The organism is Virgibacillus oceani (assembly GCF_014638995.1).
In the GTDB taxonomy this organism is placed as follows: Bacteria; Bacillota; Bacilli; order Bacillales; family Amphibacillaceae; genus Virgibacillus_E; species Virgibacillus_E oceani.
Genome location: NZ_BMFR01000008.1, coordinates 41018 through 55711 on the forward strand (window position 1 = coordinate 41018; position 14694 = coordinate 55711).

Sequence of the window (14694 nt, forward strand, 5' to 3'; positions counted from 1 at the left end):
GATGCAATGGAGTCAGATTAAAACACTTTTTATCCTCTGCTTTCTTATCCTGAATGTTTATTTATTGTATCAATTTATGCAAAAGCAGGAACAGGATGATTTAGAAACACTGCAGCAGCAAAATGCTACAATTGAACAGCAGCTGGAAAATGAAAATATCACATATCCGGATGTAAAAGAGGTTAACCTGAAGGAATCGTATATTTCTGTTAACCAAAAGAATTTTACGGAAAAAGATATGAGTACGTTACTTGGATATGAGAATCAAACAAGTGCAATCATTAACAACGATTTTATCGTATCCCAATTCGAAAAGCCTGTGCCAATCCCTAAAGAGGCAAAGGATGAAGAAATAGAAAATGCGATAAAAAATTATATTATTTATCCAGATGATTATACGTATTGGGGCTGGAATGAAAAATTTAATGTCCTGATTTTCTCCCAAATCAAAGATGGACGACCTGTATACCTTAATCAAAGCGGCATGCTGCTCGTGTTTCTCAATGATAAAAATGAAATGAGCTTTTATGTACAGACAATGTTGGGGAAAGAGGATGATCTGGACAGTATCAAGACGTTAAATGAACCGATACAAGCGATTGGCAACTTGCTTAATGAAAATTATTTGTATACAGATGATGAAGTTGCAGATGTGAAGATTGGGTATTTTACAGCAGTTAATGTTACAGAAGGAAAGCAAACATTAGCACCAACATGGAAAATCAGTGTAAAAGATAATCGGCTCTATTTTGTTAATGCAATTGCTGGCTTTGTGTTTTCAAGTGATGAGGAACAATTTTTAGGTGAATCAGTAAAAATGATTACCGAAGAGGTCAAAACAATGGATGACCATGACGAGATGAAAAAGGAAGTTTTAGAAGAACTAAGTCAAAGGCCAGAAGTTATTAATCGGAGTGAGACAGAATGACATTACGTTTTAGTGTATTGGCTTCAGGAAGTACGGGAAATGCTTTTTATATAGAATCGGAGAAAGAAAGGCTCCTTGTTGATGCTGGCCTCAGCGGGAAACAGGTGGACCGTTTATTAGGTGAGGTTCAGGTAGACCCAGCGTCATTAACAGGAATCCTCGTTACACATGAACACAGTGACCATATTAAAGGGCTGGGCATTGTGGCTAGAAAGTATAATTTGCCCATTTATGCGAATGAGAAAACGTGGAAAGCAATGGAGGGGTCCATTGGCAAAATAGCGTTAGATCAAAGGTTTGAGTTTGGATTGGAACAGGTAAAAACGTTTGGCGATATGGATATAGAATCATTTGGCGTTTCTCACGATGCGGCAGAACCGATGTTTTATACGTTTCACCATCAAGGGAAAAAGGTAGCACTTGTAACGGATTTGGGCTACGTATCGGAACGCATTAAAAAAACAGTGGAAGATGCGGATGCATATATTTTCGAGGCAAATCATGATGTTGGTATGCTGCGGATGGGCAGATATCCATGGAATGTAAAACGGCGTATACTCGGGGACTCGGGACATGTTTCCAATGAAGACAGCGGTCTGGCGTTGAGCGATGTGATCGGAAATCGGACGAAACGAATTTACCTGGCCCACTTAAGTTTAGATAACAATATGAAGGATCTTGCACGTATGTCCGTCAGCAATGTATTGCAGGAACGAGGATTTGAGCTGGACAAGCGGATATCTATATTTGATACGGATCCCAATACCCCAACGAAAATGTACGAGGTGGGTTAATAAAAGGTTGTTCTGTATGTTTAATCCTGTGACAGGTAAGGAATAATAAGGAAGCGAGTAGCATTCATTTAGCATATTTTGAAGGTAAAAAGTCATACTATATCAGAGGGTAAAATGAAGGGGATGAATGTATGGACTATTACGATAATCATAATCCGCCACCAGGCCCTGAAAAGAAAAAGCGGCGGTGGTTATTCCCTGTGTTAATTGGTGTTATCATTGGAGTTGCTGTTGTTCTAGTGGCGATGCCTTCTTTGGTAAAAACAAACCTGCTTCCGGAAGCCTGGACAGGACAACTTCAACAAGGACAAGATCAATCACAAGGAACACAGGATGGTGAATCTGAAGCAAACTATGTAAATGTAGATGTTTCCACACAGGTTACAGAAGCGGTGGAGAAAGTTAGTGCTGCTGTAGTAGGCGTTACGAATATACAGAGGCAATCAGATTTTTGGCAGCAGCAGGAAAGCCAGGCTGGAACGGGATCTGGAGTTATTTATAAGAAAGACGGTGATTATGCCTATGTGGTTACAAATCACCATGTCGTAGAAGGTGCCGATTCCGTTGAGGTGGTGTTTGCTGATGAAACCCATGTGCAAGCAAAGATACTTGGAAGTGACCTGTTTTCCGATCTAGCAGTGCTGCGTTTGGATGCAAAACATGTTGATAAAACAATCCAAATGGGCTCATCGGAAAATGTGAAGGTCGGCGAACCAGCCATTGCAATCGGAAATCCACTCGGACTGCGTTTTTCCGGTTCCGTTACACAGGGCGTCATTAGTGGGAAGCAACGCACGATTCCTCAGGATTTTAACCAAGACGGACGCCCCGATTGGCAGGCTGAGGTAATTCAGACCGATGCTGCGATCAATCCAGGCAACAGCGGCGGTGCACTTATTAACATAGAAGGACAGCTTGTAGGAATAAACTCAATGAAAATTAATCAAACAGCAGTAGAAGGAATTGGGTTTGCCATACCGATTGATACGGCAAGGCCAATTATTCAGGAGCTTGAAGAAAAAGGCAAAGTAACACGACCATACTTAGGAGTAGAAATTTATTCACTCGACGAGGTTCCGCAAACCGAATGGGATAATACATTAAACCTTCCAAAAGAAGTAAAAGGCGGCGTGTATATTTGGAGTGTCGAAGCATTGTCGCCAGCAGATAAAGCAGGACTCGAACGCCTCGATGTCATTACCCATCTAGATGACAAGGAAGTTCTTAATATGATTGACCTAAGAAAAATTCTCTACCATGAAAAAGAAATCGGCGACGTTGTCAAAATAACCTTCTACCGGGATGGAAAGAAACAGACAACGGAGATTAAACTGGGGCAACAACGATAATGGTTAAATGGAAAACTGCTTCTGAACGGGGGCAGTTTTTTAATTTGTTAAGTTTGGTTGAAGGATAGGATGCTGGTTTGAATCAGCTGATGTCGCTCAATAATTCCCATTTGAAAGATGATATATTTTTTACACCAAGACAAAATGCAGTTATCCCCAGACTGTGGAAAACATGTAGATAAACTCCATATATAGTAGAGAACGAATATTCTACAACAAAATAGCTGCGAACATTTGTGCATATGTGGATAACTTTGGGGATAACCTGTTATTTATGTGTTGATTTGTATGGATTGGTTTTTGTGGGAGATGGGATGGCGGCGGGAGGGCTGGAATATTTGCGGGAAAGCGGGAATATCGGTGGGAGAGCGGGCGCATCAACCCGAGGGGCGGAATATCGGCGGGAGAGCGGCGCATCAACCCGAGGGGCGGCGCATCAACCCGAGGGGCGGAACATCAACCCGAGAGCCAGCAGCATCAACCAGAGGGCCGGAGCATCAACCCGAGGGGCGGAACATCAACCCGAGGGCCAGAGCATCAACCCGAGGGGCGGAGCATCAACCCGAGGGGCAGAACATCAACCCGAGGGGCAGAACATCAACCCGAGGGGCGGAATATCAACCCAAAGAGCCGGAACATCAACCCGAGAGCCAGCAGCATCAACCCGAAAGCCGGAGCATCAACCCGAGAGCTAGCACATCAACCCGAGGGGCGGAGCATCAACCCGAGGGCCGGAGCATCAACCCGAGGGCCGGAGCATCAACCCGAGAGCCAGCAGCATCAACCCAAGGGGCGGAACATCAACCCGAGGGACGGAACATCCACCCGAGAGCCAGAGCATCAACCCGAGGGGCGGAACATCAACCCGAAAGCTGGAACATCCACCCGAGAGCCAGCAGCATCAACCCGAAAGCCGGAGCATCAACCCGAAGAGCCAGCACATCCACCTGAGAGCCGGCAGCATCAACCAGAGGGCCGGAACATCAACCCGAGGGCCAGAGCATCAACCCGAGAGCCGGAACATCAACCCGAGAGCCGGAACATCAACCCGAGAGCCAGCAGCATCAACCCGAGGGGCGGAACATCAACCCGAGAGCCAGAGCATCAACCCGAGAGCTAGCAGCATCAACCCGAGGGGCGGATCATCAACCCGAGGGCCGGAGCATCAACCCGAAGAGCCGGAGCATCAACCCGAGAGCCAGCACATCAACCCGAAGAGCCGGAGCATCAACCCGGAAGCCGGAGCATCAACCCGAGAGCCAGCACATCAACCCGAAGGTCGGAGCATCAACCCGAGAGCCAGCAGCATCAACCCGAGAGCCGGAACATCAACCCGAGAGCCAGCAGCATCAACCCGAGGGCCAGCAATATCAACCCGAGGGGCGAATCATCAACCCGAGGGGCGAATCATCAACCCGAGAGCCAGAACATCAACCCGAAAGCTGGAACATCAACCCGAAGAGCCGGAGCATCAACCCGAGAGCCAGCACATCAACCCGAAAGCCAGCAGCATCAACCCTGCCCCCCTACCAACGCTCTATCTAAATGTCTTCCCCGGAGCATGCTGCCAAAGTACAACGAGCAGAATTAGCATAACGATATCCAGCCTTGCTTCAAAGGCAAATGATAGGAAGCCTTGGTTTGTAGTAAGAATAGGGATTTTAGTAAGGAAAATAGCTGCCAACATAATAAAGATAAGTGCTGCTGTTGCTCGTTTTACATACATTTTACTGACAATTAGGGCGCCGCATACGATTTCTGTGATGGCTACTAGGAAGAGGACGGAATCTGGGTATGGCAGGCCTAGGTTGCTGAATATCATTTTAAAATCATCCACTAATAATTTCAGTACCCCTGTTGTTATGAAAACATAGCCGCAAGCATAGCAAATCCAATTTTCCATGGGTAACTTTTTCAATGGAATACACCTCCACGTAATTCCAATTGCTGCGGATTAATTTCCTGCAACAATGGTGATTGGTTAATGTATATGCACGAACATAGACAACCTTGACAAGCAATTGTTAAAAGCTAGAAATTAGGGCTATCCTGTTAATACCTATGTTATGGATACGGTCCACACCAGTAGACAGGGGGAGAGCATGCTTATTGCCAACGGAGCAATTAACACTTATAATTCCCATATATATTAAAAAAGGAAGTGCAACACGTGATACGACGTTTTTTCTCCTATTACACACCGCATCGCCGGTTGTTTATAATTGATTTTACCTGTGCAGTAATTGTGGCAATACTTGAATTAGCATTCCCAGTAGCGGTGCAGAAGTTTATTGATGAGCTCTTGCCGGGTAACGATTGGGACTTAATCATCCTAGTAAGTATTGGGCTATTGCTCGTTTATCTGCTTAGTACATATTTGCAATACATTGTTACGTACTGGGGCCATAAGCTTGGGGTTAATATTGAGACAGACATGCGGCAGCAATTATTTAACCATGTACAAAAGCAGTCATTCCGCTTTTTTGATAATACGAAAACAGGACATATTATGAGCCGGATAACGAATGATTTATTCGATATTGGTGAACTTGCCCATCATGGACCAGAGGACTTTTTCATTGCGATCATGACATTCGTCGGTTCATTTTGGATTATGTTTGTTTATAGTCCAACTTTAGCATTGATTATTTTATGTGTCGTTCCAATATTAATTTGGCTAATTTCCTATAGCAATATAAAAATGAATAAGGCATGGCGGACGATGTATCGTGATATCGCAGAGGTTAATGCGCGGGTCGAGGATGCTGTGTCGGGTGTGCGCGTTGTACAATCCTTCACAAATGAAAAACATGAAATGAAACGTTTTACAAAGGACAACTATAGCTTCCGCGCTGCAAAAATTGGTGCATATAAAGTAATGGCGTTCGTTCATTCCAATATCTACATGATGATGCGCCTGATCGTATTAATTGTTCTTGTTGTTGGGGCCTGGCTGAAGTTTAATAATATGATTTCTTACGGTGACTTGGTGGCGTTTGTTTTATTCACAAATGTTTTATTTAAGCCAATTGAAAAAATTAGTGCATTACTTGAGCTGTATCCAAAAGGTATGGCAGGATTTAAACGCTTTACAGACTTGCTGGACGTTGCTCCTGAAGTGGTTGACCGCAAAGATGCCGTAAAGGTTGATTACTTAAAAGGCGATATTAATTTTGATAAAGTTACGTTTGGGTATGAAAAAACACAAGGTCCTGTATTAAAGGCACTCAATTTAAATATCCGTGCCGGGGAAACAGTTGCATTTGTTGGACCATCTGGAGCGGGAAAAACAACGATTTGTTCGCTTATTCCCCGTTTCTATGATGTGGACAGCGGCGGTATTTACATCGATGGTATGGACGTCCGTGACATGACGAAAGAATCACTCAGACATCAGATCGGAATTGTGCAGCAGGATGTGTTTCTGTTTACTGGTACGTTACGTGAAAACATTGCATATGGAAAACTGGATGCAACAAATGATGAAATCGAACAAGCTGCCAAACGTGCACATATGGAAGAGTTTATCGCAGAGCTTACGGATGGGTATGAAACGCAAATTGGGGAACGCGGATTGAAGCTTTCAGGCGGCCAAAAGCAGCGTATTGCAATTGCCCGCATGTTTTTAAAAAATCCGCCAATCCTGATTTTGGATGAGGCAACATCGGCACTGGATACTGAAACGGAAATGATTATTCAAAAAGCATTAACAGAATTGGCCAAAAACCGGACAACCCTTATTATTGCCCACAGACTCGCAACCATTAAAAATGCAGACCGAATTATGGTTGTGACGAAAAATGGAATAGAAGAAGAGGGTAATCACGAGGATTTATTAAAGCGTGACGGTATATTCGCCCATCTCCATAAGGTCCAAATGCGCTAAGCGGGACACGGGGGTCAGTCCCCGCGTCCCGTTTTATCTTTAATCATAATAAATAGCTTTGTAAACCAATACGCGATTAAAACAACAGCAATGTCGATAAGGGCAAGGTAGGTCAGGTTCATTCCTTTACTCATTACCAGCATGTCATTGTATTTGTAAATAGAACCAAATCCGTATGCGAAGAGTATTGCCGCGATAATTGCATATATATAATAGTTTTTCCCTCTGTTTGTACAATATTGATAAATCAGCATGAAACAAACCGGAAGCAATACAGCTGTAACCGTAACTCCTACCGGCAAAAGGTGTGTAAGGGTATGTGTAATAACGAAATAATTGCCTGAAGCTAAAATTGAATCAATATTTGCCCACATAACATGTATGCTAAAACCAAAAAAGCAAATTTCAAACAATCGTTTCCTGTCTAATAAGAAATACAAGATAACAAGCGGTATTACCAGGTTTCCAATATTATACCAAAAATACCACGTTTCAGGTCCTGAATACGTAACCCAATAGTCATTAATTAAAGATTTTAGTTGTTCCTTTTGTTCATAAATTTGATCGAATAGCTGTTGTTCATTCACAATACTAACCCTTTCTTTTGTCGCTATTATTTCCGTAGTTTTTGTTAAACAGCTTATTATTATGCAAAAACGGGACAGAGGGTCAGACCCCTTGTCCCGGCTAGCCCGTGGGACAAGGGGTCTGACCCTCTGTCCCGGTGAACCCCGGGAATAAATACACAGCATATTCACAAGTTATCCACAAAAGTCTGTTGATAACGTGTGAATAACCATAATTTTGTATACATTTCGTTTATAAAAAAGTTGAAAGGGAATATAAATAAACTAAAGTAGCGTGGCGTGCGATACAGAATAAACCTATTAAAGGAGGCAAACAAATGGAGCGCTTAACCGAAGAACAAATTACTAAGGAGCTTGAGATGCTTTCGGATTGGAAAAGACTTGATGAAAAATGGATTGAGCGGAAATATCGTTTTAAAAACTTCCTAGCTGGTGTAAACTTTGTTGACCAAATTGCGGTATATGCGGAGGAAAAACAGCATCACCCGTTTATATCCATTGACTACAAGGTTGTGACACTCAAAATTTCGTCCTGGCAGGCTAAAGGGTTAACAGACCTTGATTTCGAAATGGTTAACCATTTTGATGAATTATTCGAAGCAGCAGATAAATAACCTCGTAGAATTTTGTCGATATTTCCCGGGAAATGATATGGATGATTTAACAAAAGCTCAGTGCGCACTGAGCTTTTGTTAAAAATTATTCCGCAACAAACGCAAATACGGACAATGGTATGATCGTATTAGACGTTATGAACTGTTGCAGCATGCTTATTTCAGAACGGATCAGTCGTTCAAGTTTGTCCGGCATAGAATTGGACTTACACAGTTCCATATCCAATCCGCTAATTGTTTGATCAATTTCCCATGTCGCATCCTGTAACTCAGGTGAAAAAATGGTGCTGTCGTTCAGAATGTTCCAGCCGGCATTTTCCGCGGCTAGCCTGCAATCATCTCGTGTTAGAAGGGTTCGTACATTCGAATCACTGTTTTGCTTGAATGATTCATATTGTGCCTGGATAAGTATTGCTAAAAGATGTGGGTACTGCTCAATCGACTGGATTGCAGTGTCCCATTCCGCAAAGCATAAACGTTTGCCCCATTTTTTAACCTTCTGCAATACCTCTTGCAATTCCTCAAACGATTTAAAGTACCAGGAACAATGAGACAATATGATACAATCAAAGAAGTTTTCAGGGAAATCTACTTCAGGGGATAGTGGATCCACTTCAAATTCCATCTGTATTTGTTTTCCTAACGTTGATTTCATTATATAATCAGCTGATTCCCCTAATGTAATTGGGCTGCCGTAATCGGAAGGGCCAATATCAATTCCATGAACCAACCCCTCTTCGCCAGCAAAATGTGCTAATACTACGGTTGTATCGCCCTGACCGCAGCCTATTTCAAGCACTTTATGCCCCTTTTGGATATTCCAAAACTGAGCAAGTTTAACGCGATGTTCTGTTTGTATCCGTTGAACGGCAGCCATTTCAGCGTTTGGGGCCATACTTTCAACAATAGAATTAATTATTTCCTTATTCATTCATTGCCTCCTTAAATTACACATTCAAAACCATCCGAATTGTCTTCAGGATATGACCATCAAAATCGTCATCAAATTCGGAAACAACTTCAAAACCCTTTGCTTCATAAAACGTTTTGCCAACCAGATTATCTCGCTCTACATTAATAAAAATCTCTTTCGCACCCTTTAGATCGGTTATGCCTTTTTGCAATAAAGCGGTACCGATTCCGTTACCTTGATACGCTGGAAATAAATAAATTGCCCCCAATTCCATTTTCCCCGCTTCATTAACAGGAGAAAAATTTGCAAATCCTACAATTTGTCCATCAGCTTCAGCAACGAATATATGGGAATGCTGCAGGCGCTGCATCATTCTTTCATCATTATAAGCAGCTTCGAGGAAATTGTTTTGAATTTCCAGCGGGATAATCCCTTCATACGTGTTGTTCCAGCTTGTTCTTGCTACGTGCTGCACGGGATGGATGTCTTGCTCTGTCATATTGCGAATAGAATAATTCATACCATCAGCCCTTCCGATGAGATTGGGACCTTATCCAGAAGAAATTATACATTTTCTGCCACTAAAATCCCCTCAAGCCTTCTGAATACTTCTTCAAATAATCCGGAGCATTAGATTCGTTCAAAATTTCATCCGATGTCATCCAAAAAACGTCTGCCACTTCATCGGGACACATTGCAATAGCTTTTCCAGATTCGTACTCACAAAGAAAAATAACGTTTATAACATGTTGGCCGGCATCGGTAATAAAAGATGTACTGTAGCATATTGCGGGCTTTTAACCTCTAAGCCAACCTCTTCCCGTATTTCCCTAATGACGGTACTTTCCAAAATATCTGTTGAAAAACCTTCTGCCTCGCCTTGCCTCCATTAAGAGACAGCTTGCCACCAGCATGCTCTTCCTGCTCCCTCCGCTTTCCAATTAGCCAATTGCCATCTTTGCGGATTGCTCCCTCACATTAACATCAAACAACCCCATCATCTATACCAATCCAATCGTTTCAATAAAATCATCTATCATACCATTAAACCGCTCAACCCCTTCTAAATAATAAAATGCTGAAGCGGTCGCTGGATCTATATTTTCCGGAGAGTAGATGTGCACTTTCTTACCCAGTGCTAGTGCAATACCTAATTCTGTGTGACTCCCCTTGCCAGCCGGAAGCAGCAAAAGAAAAATATCACAATCAGCAACAGCCTGTTTTTCTAAAGTTCCAATTGAATGCAGCAGCACGTCTGTAACAGCACGCTGATTCTTAGTCCAATCATATGTCTGTGTGTGCTTTTTCAAAATAAGCTTCTGACTCATATAGCGAACCAATTGTTTATTAGCAAAACTTGAAGCAATGTAAAATTTCATATGTAACGATTCCTTTCGACTAAAAAACTAGTTTTGCTCCCACTCACATGCAAGCATCCCATAAATAACTAGATCGACATAATGATCATACAGCCATTCAGCCTGTCTGACTTTCCCCTCCTGTGTAAAACCTAATCGCTCCGGAATCGCCCTGCTTTTTCTGTTTTCAAAGGCAGCGCGTATTTCTATACGGTTCAGCTTTAATTCCTGAAACGCATAGTCAATAAGCGCCCGGACAACCCGCGTCATTATTCCATTCCCTTGAAATCCTTGATCCATCCAGTAGCCGATCGTACCAATATTGTTGGACCAGTCAAGCGTGTTAAATCCAGCAGTTCCTATAAGTTGCCCATTAAAAAGGATCCCGGCAGTAAGTCCTTTTTGTTCCGTGTACATTTTTAATATGTGACGGATAAATTCCTTGGAATCGTCAGCTGTTTTTGTACCGTCTACCCACGGAAGCCATTCGCGCAAATAGTCTCTGGAATTATCTGTTAGCTGAAATAATGTCTCCCCATCATTTTCATCTAGCAATTTCAATGCAATATCGTCGTCTACTTCATGTATAAACATGGTAATTCCCCTCTGCTTATTTAGTGTAGCTATTATCATATCACAATGTTCTGTCTATAAAGAATTTTTTTTAATAAAATTGCAGGAATTTCAAAGAGTGCTGTTGTAATGTACTAAATGATGAAATCTTTTCTTGCCAGTAAAAGCAATTGCACTATATATCAAAGGACAGAAATGCACGAATACCTTGAAAAAGTTTAACTTCACCACTGAAACAGTGAGATTAAGAATAAGACCATATCAAAAGGAGGACTATAAAAATTGGCTGCACTAATATGAACGCAGATTACCATCGATTCAGACCTCTATCCCGATCCTGCAGCATAGGCGAAATGGTTTAATTCATGCACGGAAAGTTCTACTTCAAACACATACTCGTATAATGTACTGAAAATAACTTATAGAAGGATGTGAACTTGTATGAAAGGTTACGCAAAACATATTTCTCTTTTCTTCCTTATTGCTGTGGTGGCGCTTTTGCCATTTACCAATGGGGAACAATCGTTTTTGAAACCATCAGGAGAAACCACACAAGTTGCATCAGCTGAGTCGATACACATAGACGATAAGATTAACCAGATTCTGCAGAACGAGCATTTGGCCGGGACGGCAACCGGCGTAAGTATTCGCGATGCCAGCACAGGCGAAATTCTTTTTGAGCACTTTGGTGATACACGGCTGCATCCGGCATCCAATATGAAGCTGCTGACAGGTGCAGCTGCACTGGAAACACTCGGTTCGGACTACCAATTTTCGACGGAGGTGTTGACGGATGGAAGGATTAGAGGCAAGACCCTTCATGGAAATGTCTATTTGAAGGGAAAAGGTGATCCTACGTTAATGAAAGAGGACCTGGATCAGTTTGCTAAGGATTTGAAGGCGAAAGGCATTAAAAACATTAAAGGAAACCTAGTTGCGGATGACAGCTGGTATGACGATGTTCGGCTATCACAGGACCTGAATTGGTCGGATGAACCGTTTTATACAGGTGCCCAGGTATCTGCACTGACCCTTTCCCCTAATGAGGACTATGACGCAGGAACGCTCATAGTGGAAGTTAACCCCGCCAATAAAGCGGGAAAGGAAGCCCAAGTGAAACTCACACCTGAAACGGAGTACGTAACAATTGTCAATAAAGCGAAAACAGTCGCAGCGGATAAAGAAAAGGACATTTCTATCGAACGGGAGCATGGATCTAATAATATTGTAATCGAAGGAACGATTCCTGTAGATGGTTCCAGGTCAAGATCGTGGGTATCTGTATGGGAGCCAACCGGGTATGCGCTCGATGTATTTAACAAATCACTAAAAGAGAATGGCATCAAGCTTGTCGGTAATTCAGGTACAAAATCAGGTGTTACTCCGAAAGATGCAACCGTACTGACATCAAGGGAGTCAATGCCATTACGGGATCTCTTCATTCCATTTATGAAATTGAGCAATAACGGGCATGCGGAAATACTTGTAAAAGAAATGGGCCGTGTACAATATGAGGAAGGAAGCTGGGATAAAGGACTGCAGGCAGTTGAAAAGGTTTTGACCGATCTGGGCCTTAACAGCGATACACTCAAACTACGGGATGGATCGGGAATGTCACACAAAAATATGATTCCAGCAAACGAACTGTCCCAATTGCTGTTTGCTGTACAGGATAAGAGCTGGTTCCCTGACTTGGAAAAATCCCTTCCAGTTGCTGGTATGTCGGAACGGCTTGTTGGTGGAACATTACGCTACCGGATGACGGAAAAGCCAACGAAGGGAAACGTGAAGGCTAAAACGGGATCGTTAACAGGCGTTTCTACATTATCAGGGTATGTAACCTCAAAGGATGGCAGAGACTTGATTTTTTCCATTATGGTCAACAATTATCTCGGTTCATCTTCTGCCATAACGGATATGGAAGATGAAATAGCCACTGTTCTTGCAAAACATCAATTTGAATAAATAGGAAATAACCTAAAGAAACCGGTGAGAGCCGGTTTCTTCGTGTATAGTGACCCAATTCCAACTCTATCAGTTGAAAACTTTCGTAAATTGTCGATATAATAGAGTAAAAGTATGGCGGGGGAAGTAGTACGATGGCAGATCAAACATCATTTGATTATATCAACTATCACTATAGCAAATGTCAACATGAAAACGCAGAGACTGTTGTTTTGGTACATGGATTAGGACTTGATATGACCATATGGGATGAGGTCATGCCATTTTTACAGTCGCAATACCATGTTCTTAGATACGATTTGCCTTGTCATGGAAAAAGTATTCCGGATCGTACGTTTTCACTATCCTGGGAAGTGCTGCTTAATCAACTGGAAGCACTGCTAAAAAAGCATTCCATTACAAAGGCACATTTTATTGGACATGCCGGGGGCGGAAATCTTGGAATAGAAGCGGCACTCAATATAAAAGAATACATGCAATCGCTCATCTTGATTGCAACACCAATCTTTGTTCCAAAGGAGTTCGGTAAAGAAGAGTCGGCAAAAAGGCGTAAACTGAGAAGTAATACGATGGAAGAAATTGCGGATCAATTGGGTCCAAATATAGTTTACCCCGCTACAGAGGAGAAATTGGCCAAATTGCGTGCGATGTATAGCCAAATTCCGGTGCCTGTATACTCGGATTACTTCGACCTTGTCAGCAATACGGTTTTAACGTATGAGTTCGAGAGTATACAGCAAATAGAAATACCGATGATGATGCTGATTGGCGAACATGATATTTTATATCCGCCGCAGATGCAAATGGTCAATATGGGATATATGCCAGACACCCGATTTTTAATTGTTCCCGATGCTGCAAATGTAATTATGATGGACGAGCCAGAAACGTTTATAAGGCTATTTCGACAGTTTATGAATAAAATAAACGAAATTCCGCCTAAATCACCATACATAAACACTTACTCAAAACCGTTAAATGCCGAATTGCGTGCCATTTTTGATTCCGGCATTGAACAAAATGATTCACAGCATGTCATCAAACTAAATATTGTGGATCGGTTTCAGGTAATGATTAATGGCCAAGTGGTTGAAGGCAAATGGAATCAGCGAAAATCAAAACAGCTGATGACCTACATTGCTTTACATAAAAATGTTACACGGGAAAAGCTGTATGATATATTCTGGCCGAAGCATGATATGGAAAAAGCAAGGAATCATTTGCGCGTAGCCTTAAACCATATTAAGGGAATTATTGAAAAGCATACAGGTGAAAGCATGGAAAACTATCTGTCGGTCAAGCGTGATTCCATTGAAATGATTGCCCAGGTTAAAATCGATGTGAAAGATTTACTAGATGAAGTGAGGTCCTTTGTACAATGGCCGGACAAGGTGACAGGCATGCTCGATCATCTTCGTGCATTGCCAGATACTTTGTTTCCCGCTTTCTATGACGATTGGATTATCGAACTGAGGACAACGATAGAAGATAAGATTATTACGATTTGCGAGGACATACTTGCCAATAAACCGAGTGCTGATCAAGCAGCGGAAGCTTTGAAACTATTAATGAAATACAACCCCGGTGAGGATAGCTATTATGAGAAATTGCTGTCACTCACTAGGAAGACGAAGAGAAAGATAAAGTAATCGCCAATTTTGAGGAGTGCCCTTCTAATATAGGAAGGGTTTTTTTGTAATGGTTGTGTAATGGACCTTATTGTATAG

At 42.2% G+C, this 14694-nt stretch carries 13 protein-coding genes and 1 pseudogene; 7 read left to right on the forward strand and 7 right to left on the reverse strand.

Translation table 11 applies throughout. The features are described 5' to 3' along the window. The first annotated feature begins 1 nt into the window (after position 1). The 3 genes from IEV74_RS10970 to IEV74_RS10980 all read left to right on the forward strand — a co-directional run bounded on the left by IEV74_RS10970 (position 2) and on the right by IEV74_RS10980 (position 3071). Positions 2–928 carry a two-component system regulatory protein YycI gene (locus IEV74_RS10970; protein WP_188455435.1) on the forward strand — a complete coding sequence of 309 codons (927 nt, stop codon included), beginning with the start codon at positions 2–4 and terminating at the stop codon, positions 926–928. Next, positions 925–1722 (forward strand): MBL fold metallo-hydrolase, encoded by a 798-nt coding sequence (locus IEV74_RS10975; protein WP_188455436.1) that lies wholly within the window; start codon positions 925–927, stop codon positions 1720–1722. Before IEV74_RS10970 ends, IEV74_RS10975 begins: the two co-directional genes overlap by 4 nt. A gap of 131 nt (positions 1723–1853) precedes the next feature. Continuing rightward, the gene (locus IEV74_RS10980; protein ID WP_188455437.1) at positions 1854–3071 is read left to right on the forward strand and encodes a S1C family serine protease; all 1218 of its coding nucleotides are present in this window, start codon (positions 1854–1856) and stop codon (positions 3069–3071) included. A 1537-nt stretch (positions 3072–4608) separates the two neighbouring features. Here IEV74_RS10980 and IEV74_RS10985 read toward each other — a convergent pair. Next, positions 4609–4989, reverse strand: a complete 381-nt coding sequence (locus tag IEV74_RS10985; RefSeq protein ID WP_229683137.1) for a DoxX family protein — start codon at positions 4987–4989, stop codon at positions 4609–4611. Positions 4990–5241: 252 nt separating this feature from the next. Here IEV74_RS10985 and IEV74_RS10990 point away from each other — a divergent pair, with 252 nt between their 5' ends. Continuing rightward, positions 5242–6957, forward strand: coding sequence for an ABC transporter ATP-binding protein (locus IEV74_RS10990; protein WP_188455438.1), 1716 nt, complete (start codon positions 5242–5244; stop codon positions 6955–6957). 14 nt (positions 6958–6971) lie between these two features. Here the strand turns inward: IEV74_RS10990 and IEV74_RS10995 are convergent, their stop codons facing one another. Beyond that, complete coding sequence (locus IEV74_RS10995) at positions 6972–7544, reverse strand: hypothetical protein (RefSeq protein ID WP_188455439.1); 573 nt, start codon at positions 7542–7544, stop codon at positions 6972–6974. Positions 7545–7861: 317 nt separating this feature from the next. Between IEV74_RS10995 and IEV74_RS11000 the strand changes: the two genes are divergently transcribed. Further along, complete coding sequence (locus IEV74_RS11000) at positions 7862–8158, forward strand: 4a-hydroxytetrahydrobiopterin dehydratase (RefSeq protein WP_188455440.1); 297 nt, start codon at positions 7862–7864, stop codon at positions 8156–8158. A gap of 85 nt (positions 8159–8243) precedes the next feature. On the opposite strand, the gene IEV74_RS11005 is transcribed toward IEV74_RS11000, so the two are convergent. The 5 genes and pseudogenes from IEV74_RS11005 to IEV74_RS11020 all read right to left on the reverse strand — a co-directional run bounded on the left by IEV74_RS11005 (position 8244) and on the right by IEV74_RS11020 (position 11023). Next, positions 8244–9089: a class I SAM-dependent methyltransferase gene (locus IEV74_RS11005; protein ID WP_188455441.1), complete on the reverse strand. Its 846-nt coding sequence runs from the start codon at positions 9087–9089 to the stop codon at positions 8244–8246. A gap of 16 nt (positions 9090–9105) precedes the next feature. Continuing rightward, complete coding sequence (locus IEV74_RS11010; protein ID WP_188455442.1) at positions 9106–9591, reverse strand: GNAT family N-acetyltransferase; 486 nt, start codon at positions 9589–9591, stop codon at positions 9106–9108. A 61-nt stretch (positions 9592–9652) separates the two neighbouring features. Next, positions 9653–10037, reverse strand: a pseudogene (locus IEV74_RS19680) (NUDIX hydrolase). A gap of 35 nt (positions 10038–10072) precedes the next feature. After that, complete coding sequence (locus IEV74_RS11015; RefSeq protein ID WP_188455443.1) at positions 10073–10450, reverse strand: group-specific protein; 378 nt, start codon at positions 10448–10450, stop codon at positions 10073–10075. Positions 10451–10477: 27 nt separating this feature from the next. Next, positions 10478–11023, reverse strand: coding sequence for a GNAT family N-acetyltransferase (locus IEV74_RS11020; protein ID WP_188455444.1), 546 nt, complete (start codon positions 11021–11023; stop codon positions 10478–10480). 420 nt (positions 11024–11443) lie between these two features. Here IEV74_RS11020 and dacB point away from each other — a divergent pair, with 420 nt between their 5' ends. After that, positions 11444–12967, forward strand: a complete 1524-nt coding sequence (dacB, locus tag IEV74_RS11025) for a D-alanyl-D-alanine carboxypeptidase/D-alanyl-D-alanine endopeptidase (protein WP_188455445.1) — start codon at positions 11444–11446, stop codon at positions 12965–12967. Positions 12968–13101: 134 nt separating this feature from the next. Continuing rightward, positions 13102–14616, forward strand: a complete 1515-nt coding sequence (locus IEV74_RS11030) for an alpha/beta hydrolase (protein ID WP_188455446.1) — start codon at positions 13102–13104, stop codon at positions 14614–14616. The last annotated feature ends 78 nt before the right edge of the window (positions 14617–14694 follow it).